At 33.9% G+C, this 15,071-nt stretch carries 17 protein-coding genes; 14 read left to right on the top strand and 3 right to left on the bottom strand.

From position 1 onward, the window contains the following. The first annotated feature begins 378 nt into the window (after positions 1 to 378). Positions 379 to 1,086, top strand: a complete 708-nt coding sequence (locus ACOMCU_RS11685) for a DNA alkylation repair protein (RefSeq protein ID WP_421050276.1) — start codon at positions 379 to 381, stop codon at positions 1,084 to 1,086. Between the two features lie 117 nt (positions 1,087 to 1,203). Further along, positions 1,204 to 1,677, top strand: a complete 474-nt coding sequence (locus ACOMCU_RS11680) for a hypothetical protein (protein ID WP_010860975.1) — start codon at positions 1,204 to 1,206, stop codon at positions 1,675 to 1,677. Between the two features lie 44 nt (positions 1,678 to 1,721). Here the strand turns inward: ACOMCU_RS11680 and ACOMCU_RS11675 are convergent, their stop codons facing one another. Together ACOMCU_RS11675 and ACOMCU_RS11670 are read right to left on the bottom strand one after the other, a co-directional pair. After that, positions 1,722 to 1,895, bottom strand: coding sequence for a hypothetical protein (locus tag ACOMCU_RS11675; protein WP_155242507.1), 174 nt, complete (start codon positions 1,893 to 1,895; stop codon positions 1,722 to 1,724). 814 nt (positions 1,896 to 2,709) lie between these two features. Beyond that, positions 2,710 to 3,009, bottom strand: coding sequence for a hypothetical protein (locus tag ACOMCU_RS11670; RefSeq protein WP_421050275.1), 300 nt, complete (start codon positions 3,007 to 3,009; stop codon positions 2,710 to 2,712). A 365-nt stretch (positions 3,010 to 3,374) separates the two neighbouring features. On the opposite strand from ACOMCU_RS11670, the gene ACOMCU_RS11665 reads away from it, so the two are divergent. The 9 genes from ACOMCU_RS11665 (at position 3,375) to ACOMCU_RS11625 (ending at position 11,376) form a co-directional block, all read left to right on the top strand. Beyond that, positions 3,375 to 3,842, top strand: coding sequence for a MarR family transcriptional regulator (locus tag ACOMCU_RS11665; protein ID WP_010860973.1), 468 nt, complete (start codon positions 3,375 to 3,377; stop codon positions 3,840 to 3,842). Positions 3,843 to 3,864: 22 nt separating this feature from the next. After that, positions 3,865 to 5,061, top strand: coding sequence for an MFS transporter (locus ACOMCU_RS11660; RefSeq protein WP_421050274.1), 1,197 nt, complete (start codon positions 3,865 to 3,867; stop codon positions 5,059 to 5,061). A 327-nt stretch (positions 5,062 to 5,388) separates the two neighbouring features. Continuing rightward, positions 5,389 to 6,423 carry a serine hydrolase domain-containing protein gene (locus ACOMCU_RS11655; RefSeq protein WP_421050273.1) on the top strand — a complete coding sequence of 345 codons (1,035 nt, stop codon included), beginning with the start codon at positions 5,389 to 5,391 and terminating at the stop codon, positions 6,421 to 6,423. A 100-nt stretch (positions 6,424 to 6,523) separates the two neighbouring features. Then, a complete protein-coding gene (locus ACOMCU_RS11650) occupies positions 6,524 to 7,063 on the top strand; it encodes a DUF3986 family protein (protein ID WP_010860970.1) in 540 nt (179 codons plus the stop codon). 799 nt (positions 7,064 to 7,862) lie between these two features. Then, entirely contained in the window at positions 7,863 to 8,264 is a 402-nt protein-coding gene (locus ACOMCU_RS11645) for a hypothetical protein (protein ID WP_010860968.1), read from the top strand. 483 nt (positions 8,265 to 8,747) lie between these two features. Next, entirely contained in the window at positions 8,748 to 9,086 is a 339-nt protein-coding gene (locus tag ACOMCU_RS11640) for a hypothetical protein (RefSeq protein WP_421050272.1), read from the top strand. Between the two features lie 56 nt (positions 9,087 to 9,142). Next, positions 9,143 to 9,559: a hypothetical protein gene (locus tag ACOMCU_RS11635; RefSeq protein WP_421050271.1), complete on the top strand. Its 417-nt coding sequence runs from the start codon at positions 9,143 to 9,145 to the stop codon at positions 9,557 to 9,559. Positions 9,560 to 9,607: 48 nt separating this feature from the next. Next, positions 9,608 to 10,417 carry a GNAT family N-acetyltransferase gene (locus ACOMCU_RS11630; RefSeq protein WP_421050270.1) on the top strand — a complete coding sequence of 270 codons (810 nt, stop codon included), beginning with the start codon at positions 9,608 to 9,610 and terminating at the stop codon, positions 10,415 to 10,417. A gap of 35 nt (positions 10,418 to 10,452) precedes the next feature. Further along, positions 10,453 to 11,376: a LysR substrate-binding domain-containing protein gene (locus ACOMCU_RS11625; protein WP_421050352.1), complete on the top strand. Its 924-nt coding sequence runs from the start codon at positions 10,453 to 10,455 to the stop codon at positions 11,374 to 11,376. A gap of 202 nt (positions 11,377 to 11,578) precedes the next feature. On the opposite strand, the gene ACOMCU_RS11620 is transcribed toward ACOMCU_RS11625, so the two are convergent. Beyond that, positions 11,579 to 12,568, bottom strand: a complete 990-nt coding sequence (locus tag ACOMCU_RS11620) for an aldo/keto reductase family protein (RefSeq protein WP_421050269.1) — start codon at positions 12,566 to 12,568, stop codon at positions 11,579 to 11,581. A 208-nt stretch (positions 12,569 to 12,776) separates the two neighbouring features. Between ACOMCU_RS11620 and ACOMCU_RS11615 the strand changes: the two genes are divergently transcribed. From ACOMCU_RS11615 to ACOMCU_RS11605, 3 genes are all read left to right on the top strand, one after another. After that, on the top strand, positions 12,777 to 13,070 hold the full coding sequence (locus tag ACOMCU_RS11615) for an RNA polymerase alpha subunit C-terminal domain-containing protein (protein WP_421050268.1): 294 nt from the start codon (positions 12,777 to 12,779) through the stop codon (positions 13,068 to 13,070). A 451-nt stretch (positions 13,071 to 13,521) separates the two neighbouring features. Then, positions 13,522 to 14,406 (top strand): GNAT family N-acetyltransferase, encoded by an 885-nt coding sequence (locus ACOMCU_RS11610; protein ID WP_421050267.1) that lies wholly within the window; start codon positions 13,522 to 13,524, stop codon positions 14,404 to 14,406. A 17-nt stretch (positions 14,407 to 14,423) separates the two neighbouring features. Then, on the top strand, positions 14,424 to 14,891 hold the full coding sequence (locus tag ACOMCU_RS11605; RefSeq protein WP_421050266.1) for a GNAT family N-acetyltransferase: 468 nt from the start codon (positions 14,424 to 14,426) through the stop codon (positions 14,889 to 14,891). Positions 14,892 to 15,071: the final 180 nt, after the last annotated feature.

Here is a 15,071-nt window from a genome sequence, read left to right as displayed (position 1 = left end):
ACTAAATTTTTTAATGCACTAATGGAGGTTAGTTGAACAAGGATTAAATTAGACCTTTCAATGATGGCTAAATTTTGTGAAATGGATACTGTGAATGTAAGATATAAATAACAGGGATGTCATTGTTGATTAAGGAAATGTTTATATTGAACTGAGTAATACCGTGATTCTAAAAATTGTAAGTAATTGTAAAAAACGTTTTTCTTATTCCAGTTCGAGAATAGTGCGCCACTACGCGTCAAGTGGATTCCTGTATAACAGTCCTGCGCTTAGATGGTAATTTTGCTGACAAATGATAGATTGTTATAGGATAATGGTGATGTATTTAATAGACCACATTTTAGGGGAAAGACTCCAAACAGAAGGAAGTGCTAAACGATGAATTTAGAAATGGTTATGCAGGAGCTTGAAGCCCTTGGCAAGGAAAGAACTAAAAAAATGTATATATCCAATGGTGCGCATGAGCCGCTTTTCGGCGTGGCTACAGGCACTATGAAACCAATCGCAAAGAAAATAAAAATAAGTCAGAGTTTAGCTGAAGAGCTTTATGCCACAGGAAACTACGATGCAATGTACTTTGCAGGCATTATTGCAGACCCAAAAGCCATGACTGAGTCGGATTATGATCGTTGGATGGATACGGCGTATTTTTATATGCTGTCCGATTATGTAGTGGCCGTCACATTATCAGAGTCAGATATTGCACAAGTAGTTGCTGATAAATGGATCGCAAGCGGTGAAGAGCTGAGAATGTCAGCGGGCTGGAGTTGCTACTGTTGGCTTTTAGGGAATCGACAAGACGTTGAATTTTCAGAAAGCAAGATTTCCAAAATGCTTGACAAGGTGAAAGATACGATTCACGATTCGCCAGAACGAACGAAAGCAGCTATGAATAATTTTCTATACACTGTGGGGATTTCGTATTTACCACTCCATGACAAGGCAGTCGAGACCGCTAAGGCAATAGGAACAGTAGAAGTCAAACGGGACAAGAAAAAAAGCAGTTTCCTAAATGCTTACGAAAGTATTCAAAAAGAAGTCGATAAAGGAAAACTGGGTTTTAAACGCAAGCATGTAAGATGTTAAAAGCAGCCTCGAATCTCGAACGATCTTCAATTATCCATGGCATGGATTATTTATCGTAATTTTCTTGGGATTTTTATAGTTATATCTGAAACCAAATAGTAAAAAGGAGATCTATTTATGGCTATATTAAAAGATTACTCTAATAAACCTAATTGTGAAGTTGAAATAAATTTAAAATTAGTTAATGATGCGAGTGTAAAATTCCACATTCATTTCCGCTCTGGTCCTGCTTTTCCAGAGGTGCATACGGAAATCGTTTGCTTAAAAAGAGATTTCTTAAAGTTATTAGATGATTTAAAACAAATCGATATTATGCATCTAAGTATGCTAGAGCCTCATGATCCAGGCTTGTGTATTTATCATATTCCACTATTTGGTGCTTATTATTACCCAGGAAATGGTTTTCTGCAAGTGCCCGAACATGAAAGGGATGAGTGGGAGCCTTATTATAGATTAATTTTTGTGTTAGATGCAGGTGAGAGAAATAATTATAGTGCGACAGAATGTGGTCCTGCATTATGTCTAAAACTAAAAATGGAACAAATAAATGAATTTGTTGATAGTTTAAAATTGGCAGTAAACAATTTTTAAATTCAGGGCTAGCAAGTGGGGCGAAAAATTAAAAATAGCCCCCGTTATTTATTCATTTTTATGGCTCTAATAATTAGTAAAAATCCTACAATACATAGACTTCCAGATAAGACATAAACGATGATAGTCCATCCTTCAACAACACTTTGAAAATATTTAATAAATAAAGAAATCCCATAGATGCACAATAAGGCACCCCAAAGTAATTGTAGTTTCATATAGTTCCTCCATCTTGCCTTTTTTAACTAAGCCAAGCTGTTTTCCTTTTAGTATGCTTTATCGAATTTCAACAGTATTACGAAATCATATTAGAATACGTTATTCTATTAATGGTAATAAAGAGGGGGTAAAAGATGCTTAGTAAAAGGGGTTTGTTGTCAACATTTTTTTCTATAATAGGACTTGTTTTTGTAGCTTTTTTTTATTTCTTTCAACTTAATACTGTATGGGTATTCTTAGTTGGAGTTATTTTGTTCGTTTTAGGAATAATATTTAGTGTCCAGAGTTTTATGAAAAGGGAAAAAGGATTTTAGAAGTATTCCCCTATTTTTGTTTTAAGAATTTATTTCATTGGCGTTTTATTGTCAGTCGTACTAATTATGTTTATGGGTGGAGTTTAAAAAATTATAGCACTTAAGTTGAATAAGATCAGGTAATGGATGATTTTTGTTTTTTGTCAATTTGTTAGTTCTAAGTCTGTGGAAGACAAAGCACACAGAGAGCGTCCAGGGCCGTTTTATAATTGGGAATGAGTGATAGTCGTCCGCAAACGATTCAATACGAATGGATGTTAGACAACATAAAAAAATCAAATCCAATTGAATCGAATTTGAGGTAACAGGAAGTGGATATCCAATATTAGTTTAATTAAGAATATGAGCAACCGACCAAAAATCGACCATTTTTTATAAAATGAGTTGAAGAAGTCGGTTGCTTTTTCTTTAACTTTCATTGATACAAGATTATAGATAGGAATGTTAATACTTGAATTTCAAATTGAGTGACAACTTTTTTTACTCGTTCTGATAAAGATTATAATTTTGATTTTGTGTTTTTATTTTTTTGTCTGTAAGCCATGAGAGTAGTTTTTAAGGATGCATAACTTCCGATAGCTGAGTATCCATAAAACCAACCCATAAATATTCCAGCTAATAGGTTATGTCTATGACTAATAAAAATTGAAATAATTAAACCGATGATTAATGCCATTGTGGGTACCCAAATTGGTTTAATATGAAAGAATTTCTTTAACAGTTGCGTAATGATCATAATAATAGGGATTGCTATTACGGCATCCCAAAAGTTTGTATGTATCGTTGGAAAGTGTTCCATAATTTCACCTCAATTGAAGAATTTATTTTTATTGTTTGCTTGTATAAATTTTTTATACTACTCAAAATAAGAAAGCAAAGATGTCGTTTTGAAAGTAGTTAGTGGACGTAAATATAAAATCCTTTTTGGAAAGTGTGTGGTAGGCAAGTGAGCAGTGGGCACTTTCCAAAGTCCTTATTCCGCGTTATTTGTTCATTCCTACAAAAAAATACTGGTATCTAGATACGAATTAACAACAGAAGAAAATATTGTGTATAAATTTGACAATCGAAATAAGGTAGTGTATACCTATTGTTAACCGGTTAACAATTTTAACGATTTGTAGTGAATTAATTTTTAACATGTAAACTAAGGAGGGAATAGGTATGGATCAGAAAGAACAAGTATTGGAGGCTCTTCAAAATTTAATAACTACGCGAGAAGACGCACAAAAAAAGAAAGTTGAAAATAGAGGGGAAGATCAAGAAGGCAACGCATTAACATTAGAGTGGTCACTTACTCAACTACATATTGTTGCAACGATTAAAGACAATGGCTTGGCAAACAATAGCTTGCTATCTCACAAGTTGAATGTATCTAAACCAGCTATTGCAAAAGCTGTGAAAAAGTTGTTAAAACATCATGTCATTATTAAAATTCAGCGAAATGATAATAAGAAAGAGATTTATTATGGACTTACAGAGTCAGGAGAGAAATTGGCTTTTATTCACGAACAGTTACACGAAAAAGCAAGAAATAAGTATTTGAGTATTCTAGAAAAATTTAATGATGCTGAATTGGGAGTTATCACAAGATTTTTATACGCTATCACTGAAAACATGAAAAATAATTAACTTCTAGAAGGATGTGATTTCATTGCAAAGTCGAATAACTGACAATAAAGTATTATTTTTATACTTATTGAGCATTAGTACTTTCTTCGCTTCTTTAAATCAGAACATTTACACCCCAGTAATTCCTCTCATTCGAAATTCTTTTGGAATTTCTATAAATTGGGTTAATTTCACAGTGGGTGGTTTTATTTTTATAACTGCGTTGATGCAGATTGCTTTAGGATCAGTAATTGATTCTAAAAGTCAGAAAACGTTGTTATTGAAAAGTTTGATTATAACAAGTATTTCGACGATTGCTTGTGCTTTATCAACTAATTTTACGTTATTCATGATTTTTAGAATGTTTCAAGCTATCGGTACTGCAATCATCCCTTTAGTTACAGTTAATATGATTGGGCAATTATTTGACGGAGAAGCAAGAGGAAGCGCAATGGGAACTTATCAAATACTTCTTACACTTGCGCCAGCAATTTCCCCTATAGTAGGAGGAGTTCTTGGGCAACATTATGGATATTCAGGTATTTTTTTCTTTCTTTTTGCTATCTCAGTTGCACTACTAGCTCTTCTTGCATTGATATTGCCTTATGATAAGCGAGAGTATCAGCCGATTAAGTCAAAGGGGTATTTTAGCAAATACGCAACCATTCTAGCTAATCGATTAGGTGCAAGTACAATGATTTTAAGTTTTTTTGTATTTTTTGTATACTTTGCGATTCTTGTATACTTACCTATTTTACTTAGCGATCATTATCATGTTTCCTTACAGATAATCGGAATGTTATATTTGCCTTTAACAATTAGTATGATTGTAGGAAGCCTATTATATAAACGATTGCAAAAAAAGATGGAACTACAAACCCTGTTTAAGTTAATTTTGTTGCTAATGCCACTACAAGTGATATTATTTGGGTTCTTACATACCCATTCACTTATTGGATTAAGCGTGGTGTTATTTGGATATGGCATGACTGTAGGATTCGCACCACCTCTTTTTGCTACAATTATAAGTAACGAGTTTAGTAGTAATAGAGGAGCAGCACTGGGGCTGTTCAATTTCATACGCTATTCTGGAATGGCAATAGGATCAATTGCTGCTGGATTATACAAAATGATTCCTGTGTCGTTGTTGTTTGTTGTTTTGGGAATTCTACTTTACTTTGTTTCAGCACAGCAGTATAGAACTTTGAAAAAACAATCATACAGTAGTGATTCTATATAAGTATATTAAATCTTCTAAAAAAGTAAGTTCCTTTCTTTCAAAAGTGTGTTCTATAGGTGAGTCTCCCAATGATTAATTGCTTCTATTGCTAATGGTATTTTACATCCAAATAAATTCAAATCGATTCGTCGATGTTAACTCATCACCGTGGAGACAATACGCACAAAGAACAAGTTTCAACCTGACTTGTGTAAATTCTAATAGTTCTTTATTATTATTGAAATAGGGAAAAATTAGTTTTTTTAGCAATAATAATAAGTGGATTTAATATGCAAGTCTATTTCTATTTCTTAAACTAAAATGTTATTAAAAATGGGGGGAATAGCTATGAACATAAACTTACAAGAGATTGTAAAGAGTATTCAAAAGAGAATTGATTTTTCGGGTGCAGTATTTGTAAAAAGTAAGGAAGAGTTGTTACTAAAACAAAACTTTGGTTACGCAAATCGTTCAGAACAAATAGAAAATAGTTCATCGACTCGTTTTGGAATTGCATCGGGTTGTAAACTCTTCACGGCAATAGCAATTTGCCAACTTGTTGAAAGAGGGGAAATTTCTTTTGATTCTAAACTGAGTGATTGCATTAAACATAATTTTAAACACTTTGATGATAAGGTAACAATCCATCATCTTCTAACACATACCGCTGGAATACCTGATTATTTTGATGAGGAATTTATGGATGACTTTGAAGAACTGTGGATACAAACGCCCATGTATCGAATGAGAACTTTAAAAGATTTCCTGCCATTATTCCAAGACCTACCTATGAAATTGAAAGTTGGAGAAAGATTTCATTATAATAATGCTGGCTACATTTTGCTTGGCTTAGTTGTAGAACAGGCAAGTCAATGCAACTTTGATGAATACATCCAAAAAAATATTTTCGACAAAGCGGGTATGACGAATGCAGGCTTTTTTGAATTAGATGCGCTACCAGCTAATACAGCACAAGGTTATATCGATTTTGACGATGGGACATGGAAAACAAATATTTATTCCTTGCCAGCAAAAGGTGGTTCTGATGGCGGCGCATTTGTTGCTGTACATGATTTGGAGAAGCTATGGGATGCGTTAATGAGTTATTCATTACTAAGTGAAAAATCAACAAAGCTGTTACTGACTCCACACGCTCAGGAAAATCAAGAAGACTACTATGGTTATGGTGTATGGATTAAAAAAAGAAATGATGCCGTTCTTAAATATCATATAATGGGGTATGATCCAGGCGTTAGCTTTCACGCTGCCTATTATCCTGACGTATCCATCAATGTTGTTGTTTGCTCTAATAAGTCAAATGGCGCATTTGATATAGTGAAGGGCATAGAAGAACAATTGATAAAAACCAAAACCTTGGAATAGAGTCTGAATTGTTAAACGATGGTGAGAGTATACCTTGTACATGGTAAAAAAAGAATATTTTGAGATTCGATAAGTGAGGCAAAGGACAGGTGCAGTTGATATGAAATTTGAGAATGTTGTTTATCCAGCGTTTATGAAAAGAGACAACGAGAAGTACGGCGTTTATTTTCCGACGTTACTTCTAGATTCAGGATGGGAATATTCTTTAAGCTCGGGTCGTACGAAACAGGAAGCGATTGAAAAGGCAAAGAGGGATTTAGCTTATTTGTTAGCGGGGGCTTTATATGATAATGAAGAGTTGCCAAGTAATGCATCGATTCCTGCTGAGTTCGTCACGGAAGAGATGGAGCTTGTTTTCATAAAAACGTCTTATAGCGATTATGCAGAGGAAATTGAGGAGCGTTTGCCTTGGCGCCATTGGCATATTTATTTTAATCGGGATGATGGCGATTTCCAAGCTGTAGCTTATAAGAACAAACATGGGCTGTGGGATGTAAAGATTGATTATTTACATACTGAGGTGGAGCAAGAGAAGTTGCTGCGAATTTGTCCGACGTATCCGTTAATTTGTACGGTTCGACTACGCACAGAGGCAGAGGAAGCATTCGATAGTTTTGTACGCAAAATAGTAGAGAAATAAATTTAAGCGGTCATTTTTTATTGTGAAAATCAGAGCGTTGTTCCAAAAGGAGTTGAGAAGGAGGCATCAACTCCTCCTTCATGTAGTTACTTGCGACGTGTTTCCTTGAGTGAAGGGCGTCGCTTTTTTTGTGCCTTCGAGAATTGAAAGCTTTAAAGGCGATTGCGACTAGCGCTGCCGATGCAAGGACTTTTTCTGAAACCAAATCACAATCGAGTTAATGAAACAACAAAAAAAATTTAGCAATTAAAAAGAGGGAAACGCCAACAATCAATACACCTGCAAAGAAATAACAGATCAATTTACATACATCGAAAATCGCACCAGCTAAATCATCAATAAATTTTAACATCATCAATTATCCTTTCACTTTTCTAAGTAGTTACTTAAACTTACTTTTTGTCTTGATTATGTAGTAATTCACTAACACAGCTTATTGTAGTCCTGCTATGTTGCCCGTTCACTTTAAGTCATCTTTCGTTCTTCCAATACCTCTTTGCTTTACTCATCTCCGTGATATTCACCCTCCCTCATTTAACCTAATGCAATTATCAATAATGTCCGTTTTATATTTTAAAAACGGACATATGATGATGATCTAGGAAAAAACGATGGCATTGGAATACTTAGCAAACTACACAATATTTAAACAAATATCAAATATATGGATAATTGTGTGAGTTGTAATTTAAAATGGCAGGTTGGTAGCAATGGTGAAAATGACAAAGTGAAAAAGAAAAGTACATAGTTAATTTGAAACCTCACACACTGAAAGAAAATAAAAAAGTGAGGTTCAAAAATGAAATTTATATTTAGTGGTTTACTCCTTTTACTAACAGTAATAATTTTTTCCTTTTCATCAATTGTTCATGCAGATAAAAATGAACAAGAAGAAAGTAATAATGATGAGGGAACATTAGTTTATCATGTCAAATATGATTACAATGCAATATCCAATTTTTTAGGTATTAGTCGTGAAGAATACGAAAAAAATTGGCTAGAAGGTCTTTCTATCGCTGAAATGGCGGAGAAGCAAGGCATTGAAAGATGGGATGTAGAAGGATATTTTTATAATTTCCACTATGAAGAAATGCAAAAGTGGAGAAAAAAAGGTGTCATGACAGAAAAACATTATTTTCATTTAGTTTATCGATTAGCTAACGATATAGAGGAGTTTATTGACCGAAATCCAAATCGATAATTCGTATGAGCTATGACCACTGATTTGTTGAATCTGCATTTGTGGAGGACGAAGTATGTGTGAATTATGTATGAACATACAATTTTTTAGCAGAGAGTCACAACGAAAGCTAATGTTAGTTATTGTCAAAATGAAGCTATCGTGTTAATAGTCAAATAGGATGAATTGTTCAGTAGCCAGATAAACAATGATCAGGTACTCAGTATATTATTGAGTCCTGTTTTTTTATCCATCAAAAAGGCCTCTTATTTGAGTTGCTTACTTGTACTATTTTCAATTAATCATCCCGTTCTTTTGAATTTGCCAGTTTGTATTGCTGTTATAAATCAGTTGCTTCATAGGGTTTTGTGGATTTCAGTTATTCTGTTACTTGGCGTGAATGTATCTAATGATTACTATACTAAGAAGGAAATTATATTGATTAAATTTCCATATTTGTTATTCTAGTAACGGTGGGCTATTCAGAAAGGGGTAGAAAATAATATGAGATGTTTATGCGAGCAACAAGTAACATTTGAGTTAAAAGTTGAAGGAGATATAGGCGCTGACCCTATATGGTGTGATAAATGTAGTTGTAACTTTGATATAGAAAAAATACCACTTTCAATTGAGTTGAAATCTGAATTAATGGAATGGGTATGGCGATATGGTAAATGGATTGATTGGAGTAACGACGGCATATTTCCAAATGGGATTGAACTTGAAGATGAACATAATAAACAAGGGGTGAATTTAACAGAAAAAGTAAGAAAAGAACTAGAGGGAAAATATAAAGTTGCATTTTCGCCTTCGACCTTTGCAAGAAGACACGCAGTTAAATAGCATCATTGGCCATCCATAAACAAAGTACAGATTCCATATATAACGGAGGGTTCTAGATGTTAAAATTATTATTTCAAAAAATTTCAATTGCAATTATTTCAACAATTATTTTGTCATGGATTTTAAGTCTTTATTTTGGTTATACACCTAATGCACAAGAAACAGTAGATACAGCACACTTTTCTTATAGTACACTATTTATAATTTATGCTGTATATTCATTGGTTATTTATACAACATTGGGCGTCATTATCTCCTGGATAATTGAAGTGAAAATTAAAAAGCAATTACACCAAATATTACTTTATATAGCAAGCGGCGCAATTATCGGTGGCGTATTTTATTTATACACTTCTGCAGTCAGGTATTTTCATGAATTGATGACATATATAATAATCGGGGTTTTTGCATCACTTTTATTCTTAGTAATTCAGAAAGTCTGTCATCTGACGATTTTCAAATTGATTAAATGATAAATATAGATCATACAATGTATTCAGTTAGGAGGAGGGGTCAATATAATGATAATTCTTGGTGAAAAAGATTATGAAAAAGCAATCACTATACTAGAAAATAACGAGAAAAAAACGGTTCCTACCTTTACCTATTCCGTGTTGAATAATTATATTAGTGGAATTGTTTATGCAGATTCTAAAAATCCAGAGACGATACTTATTGGAACACAATCGGGTATTTATTTCGTAGCAGGAAAAGAAGATAATCAAAAGTTCAATAATTTCCTTTTGGAATTGTATAGCCAAAGAAAAAGTGAGGAGCTACGTTTCACTTTATTTTCTTCAAATGAGCACTGGGATTGTGTCATTAATGAGCTATTTAAAGATAATTTAAAAAAGATGAACAGGTATTCTTTTATACATGATAAGAAAAAATCATATGAGAAGAGTCTATTTACTAATGAGTATTCTATGAGAAGAATAAGTGAAGAGCAAATTGCTTGTAGTTCAGCATATAATGAGGATTATTATAATGAGTATTGGGGCTCTGTTGCCAATTTTACAGCAAAGGGTTTCGGTTACTGTATGCTACATAAAGGGCAAGTGATTAGTGAATGCACTTCAATTTTTGCTTCACTTCAATTCTCGGAAATTGATATTGAAACCCACGAAAATTATAGGGGACAAGGACTAGGTTTAATTGTCGCAAAAGCGTTTATAAATGACTGTCTCGAAAAGGATATAATGCCTCGCTGGGATTGTGACATCAGTAATACATCATCAATAAGGCTAGCTGAAAAATTGGGCTTTAGTAATCCTAGTGAATATTCAATTTTTTTTAAAAAATCTAGTGAGTTTACGCCAAGACAATCGTAACTTCTTTTAAGCGAATAGAAGGGAAGGTGATGATATTGGATATTCGAAAAATGCGCTATTTCATAACAGTAGCAGAAGAGTTGAATTTTAGTCGAGCAGCGGAACGTTTAAGAATGGCACAACCCCCCTTAAGCCAAGAGATACGTAAATTAGAAGAAGAATTGGGCGTTCAACTTTTTTATCGTACGAAAAGAAAAGTAGAGCTTACGAACGCTGGAAAAATATTTCTTGATGGAGTTCGGCAAATTATGTTTCAAGTTGAAAAAACTATTAGAGAAACACAACTTGCAGACGAAGGAAAAATTGGTCAACTGACAGTTGGTTTTGTCGATTCTACTGAAATTGTTATAGAGATTTTAAAAAAATTTAGAGAACGATTCCCTAAAATTCAACTTGTATTACGTGAAATGACGACTGAGCAACAATTAAAAGCTCTCTATGAGAAAGAAATACAGATTGGGTTTTTTCGTACTAAACAAAATAATGGGATATTATCTTCAGAAGTTTGTTCTGAGGAATCTTTAAGGTTGGTTTTACCTCAAAATCACCCGCTTGCCTCATTAGCCGAAGTTTCTCTCCAATTGTTGGTTGACGAGCCATTCATTATGTTTCCACGTCATTTAGGTCCAGATTTTTATGATTTTATTACTAGCTACTTTAGTGAACAAGGTGTAAATTTAAATGTTGTTCAGGAAGCCATACAAATGCAAACAATCGTTAATCTAGTTGCAATTGGTATGGGGATTTCCGTTGTTCCATCCTCAGTGGAAACGTATAAACAATATGGAGTGATCTATAAAAAATTTAAAGAAACTCCTCCTAAAATAAATCTATATGTTGGGTGGAGGCAGGATGAAAAATCTGCAATTATCAATCAATTTTTAACGATAGTTCGAGAAGTATATTCTACCAGAAAATCTAATAAAAGTAATACTACCCATTCATTCTCGAATGAGTAGCGAATTCTCATCTTCCTTGAACTTAAAAATACGAAGATTTTTGATCAAGGATGAACAGTCAGTAAGCTGCCACCCAAATGGAAATTAAAGAGGTGGTCATTCAACTAAAAATCCGATTGCTTTAACTACCACTCTGTGGGGTTGAAGATAACCCCCACGGATTGAAGTTTCACTTGATATATTTACACATTGAGTTAAAAACTTAACCTGTTTTGCTTGAATCGTACTCTATGAATCCATGTAGTACTTCATCAATTTGATTCATTATTTCAGGTTGCAATTTGACATTGGCCGCGTATGCATTTTCTATTATCTGTTGCGGATTTGAGGCACCTATAATTGCTGAAGAAACATTGTCATTTTGTAATACCCATGCTACTGCTAGTTGAGCCAAAGTAAGGTCAATATTACGTGCAATGGGTTCTAGCTTTTGTATAGAAGTGAGTACATTGTCATTCATCCAACGACGTACTAGACTGTTGAAAAATGGTTTACCAGCAGTGGAATTAGCACGCGATTGAGCTGGTACTGGTTTTCCGGGTAAATATTTACCAGTAAGAATACCTTGCGCAACAGGTGACCAAACAACTTGGCCGAGTCCTTCACGTTGACATGTTGGGATGACATCCGTTTCGATAACGCGCCATAACATCGAGTACTGGGGTTGACTCGCGATGAGTGGGATTTTTAATTCACGGGCAAGCGCAGCCCCACGGGTGATTTGTTCTGCTGTCCACTCACTTACGCCTAAATATAAGACTTTCCCTTGTCGAACAAGGTCTGCGAAAGCTAACATAGTTTCTTCAAGGGGCGTAGATGGGTCAAATCGGTGGGCATAATAGACATCGATGTAATCAGTCTGTAACCGACGTAACGATGCATGACAATTTTCGAAAATATGCTTACGTGATAATCCCCTATCATTTTGGCCTTTCCCAGTTGGATGACAAACCTTTGTACATAACTCAATACTCTCCCGCCTTACACCTTGCAAAGATCGACCGAGTATTTCCTCAGCTTTCGTATCTGAATAAACATCGGCAGTATCAAATGTTGTTATACCGACATCCAAGGCTGTTTTTACACATGCTATTGCGGTATTCTCGTCTACTTTTCCTCCATGATTTATCCAGTTACCAAATGCAATTTTACTTATCGATAATCCGCTATTGCCAAGTTTACTATACTCCATTCCTATTGCCTCCTTCGAAAGTGATATTTACATTATAAAGATCGTACAATAATATGTATAATATATAAATTCTTCTAGATTTATATAAAAAATATATATTTATTTCTAATAGGTAGCCATACCCAATTATACAAATTGATTTCTTAGATGATCAAAAGGTAGTAAAATGAAGGTAACGATTTGTATCGAAAGAGGGGAATCACTATAAATGACAACTTCAAAGCGAAATTTAAGGATATGTGACAAAGGCCACGAATATTACAAGAGTAGTGATTGTCCAAGTTGCCCAAAATGTGAGCAAGAGCGTAAACCTGAAAATGGATTTCTTTCAAAGCTTTCTTCACCGGCTAGAAGAGCATTAGAACACGAGGGAATAATTACTGTAGAACAGCTTTCAAATTTTAGTGAAAAAGAAATTTTGCAATTGCACGGTATCGGACCAGCTTCATTGCCAAATCTTAGGGCTTCTTTAGATGAAAAAGGGTTATCATTTAAAAAGTAAACCTACTGTGATTTTAAGTAGTAGTTAAGATTTTACAATGTATCATAAATAATATATGGTTATATATGAAATAATTGTGAAAAGGGGTTTTGGTTGTATATGATGAAACTTATAATCGCTCAATAAAAATTCGAATGAATTTTATATGGTAATAGGTGAAATTAAGGGCTTACTCTTAGTTCTATTTTCTATTCCCTTTTACTAATAGCGATTAGAAGACATTGTATCTTATCAAAGCAAATTTCATGCTATTTCTTTGTATATCTATTTTTCGAGATAGATGTATTTATAGTAGACAGAAATTTGACCATGAGAAGAGATTCTTCTTATGGTCTTTTTTTGTCTATTTTAGTTTACATGACGTAGGATTAGGGGGGAGATTTTTATTGTCGATTGTAGCAACGCAGGCTCTTTTAAAAACGTAAAAATCACTGAGGTTGGAGGAGTAATCATGAATGACTATCAATTAATCAGTAACTACAAGCAAAATGTAAAATATAAGGAAAGCTTTAATGAACTGGCCAAACAAGTATTTGAACTCGATTTCAAGGAATGGTATGACAGGGGGTTTTGGGGAGATAATTATATTTGCTATTCCTATCTGGATGGAGAACAGGTCATAGCGAATGCTTCCGTTAATAAGATGGTTGTAATCGGTAATGGTAAAGAATACAAGGCTATTCAATTGGGTACCTTGATGACACATCCAGACTATCGTCATCAAGGATTGGCAGCTAAGCTGATGAATCATATCATTAAAAAATATGAAAAGGACTGTGACTTTATCTATCTATTTGCAAATGATACGGTGTTAGATTTTTATCCTAAGTTTGGTTTTAAAAAGGTACAGGAAAGTAGTTTCAGCTTGAAGACTTGCCATTTAAAAAAGCGGACTAAAAAGGCTACTCTTCGTAAGCTCGATATAAACAATCAAGCTGATTTTGCATTGATGAAGGACTTTGCCGTTAACAGAATACCTGTATCTTCAATTTTAGGGGTAAAAAACAATGAGCATCTCCTAATGTTTTACTTCATCTTAGTATTCAAAGACGCCATTTATTATATGGAGGAGGAAGACCTGCTGATTCTATTTGAACAAGAAAATCAGCAACTTCATATTTTTGATATTATTAGCAAGAAAAGAGTGGACCTTGATATGTTGAATGGTGTTCTTACTATGGATACGGAAATCATTAATTTCCATTTTACAATAGATGATGTTTGTTCAAACATTCATACAGAATTTATCACAACTAGTGATGATACATTGTTCGTTCGTCCATTAATAAATATTGAAACGAAACATTTTTTATTTCCACTAACATCACATTCATAATAATGGGGGTTTACACATTGCAATTATTTGTTAAAGAGATGAATAAAAAATTGGCAAGTGAGCTACTACAGTGGACGTATCATGCGCCATATGATTTATATAATAACGAGTGTACTACTGAAACCTTAAAAGAAATACTCGACAATCCGTATTATGCAATTGTCAATGACAACGAGGAGTTAGTCGGTTATTTCTGTACCGGAACATCTGCCCAAGTACCTAGTGGCCATGAAGTGGATGCGTATATGGGCAATGGGGTCGATATAGGAATTGGTATGAAACCGGACCTCACCGGAAAAGGTTTCGGTACAGTGTTTTTTTCATTTATTTTAAGCCATGTGCAACAAAAAGAGCATGCACCTCTTCGCTTAACCGTTGCAAAATTTAATAACAGAGCTATTCATCTATATGAAAAATTAGGCTTCGAAAAAAAACTAGCATTCAATCACCAAACAATAAGATTTATAACAATGTTGAAAAAATAATTACGCTCTCCTTTGTTTTGTAATTTTTGTAAAGAAATAGAGATGACCAGGTCTCATTGTGGGCCTGGTTGTTTTTTTGCTATTTTTTATCACTGTTATTAGATGCAATCTCCACTAGCTATGTGTATAGAAACAGATAAATTGTAATTAATTCGAGAACAATGGTAACATTTGGTTAGA

It is taken from the genome of Lysinibacillus sp. UGB7, assembly GCF_049058285.1.
Taxonomy (GTDB): Bacteria; Bacillota; Bacilli; order Bacillales_A; family Planococcaceae; genus Lysinibacillus; species Lysinibacillus sphaericus_B.
Note: the sequence above shows the minus strand (reverse complement) of the source record. Positions and strands in the feature narration are given on the sequence as shown.

Excerpts from the sequence above, each read along its gene's own strand:
- ACOMCU_RS11635 (WP_421050271.1), top strand. The coding sequence starts at position 9,143 with ATGTTAAAATTATTATTTCAAAAAATTTCAATTGCAATTATTTCAACA.
- ACOMCU_RS11630 (WP_421050270.1), top strand. The coding sequence starts at position 9,608 with ATGATAATTCTTGGTGAAAAAGATTATGAAAAAGCAATCACTATACTA.
- ACOMCU_RS11650 (WP_010860970.1), top strand. The coding sequence starts at position 6,524 with ATGAAATTTGAGAATGTTGTTTATCCAGCGTTTATGAAAAGAGACAAC.
- ACOMCU_RS11620 (WP_421050269.1), bottom strand. The coding sequence starts at position 12,568 with ATGGAGTATAGTAAACTTGGCAATAGCGGATTATCGATAAGTAAAATT.
- ACOMCU_RS11675 (WP_155242507.1), bottom strand. The coding sequence starts at position 1,895 with ATGAAACTACAATTACTTTGGGGTGCCTTATTGTGCATCTATGGGATT.
- ACOMCU_RS11610 (WP_421050267.1), top strand. The coding sequence starts at position 13,522 with ATGAATGACTATCAATTAATCAGTAACTACAAGCAAAATGTAAAATAT.
- ACOMCU_RS11670 (WP_421050275.1), bottom strand. The coding sequence starts at position 3,009 with ATGGAACACTTTCCAACGATACATACAAACTTTTGGGATGCCGTAATA.
- ACOMCU_RS11680 (WP_010860975.1), top strand. The coding sequence starts at position 1,204 with ATGGCTATATTAAAAGATTACTCTAATAAACCTAATTGTGAAGTTGAA.
- ACOMCU_RS11665 (WP_010860973.1), top strand. The coding sequence starts at position 3,375 with ATGGATCAGAAAGAACAAGTATTGGAGGCTCTTCAAAATTTAATAACT.
- ACOMCU_RS11645 (WP_010860968.1), top strand. The coding sequence starts at position 7,863 with ATGAAATTTATATTTAGTGGTTTACTCCTTTTACTAACAGTAATAATT.
- ACOMCU_RS11655 (WP_421050273.1), top strand. The coding sequence starts at position 5,389 with ATGAACATAAACTTACAAGAGATTGTAAAGAGTATTCAAAAGAGAATT.
- ACOMCU_RS11640 (WP_421050272.1), top strand. The coding sequence starts at position 8,748 with ATGAGATGTTTATGCGAGCAACAAGTAACATTTGAGTTAAAAGTTGAA.
- ACOMCU_RS11685 (WP_421050276.1), top strand. The coding sequence starts at position 379 with ATGAATTTAGAAATGGTTATGCAGGAGCTTGAAGCCCTTGGCAAGGAA.
- ACOMCU_RS11615 (WP_421050268.1), top strand. The coding sequence starts at position 12,777 with ATGACAACTTCAAAGCGAAATTTAAGGATATGTGACAAAGGCCACGAA.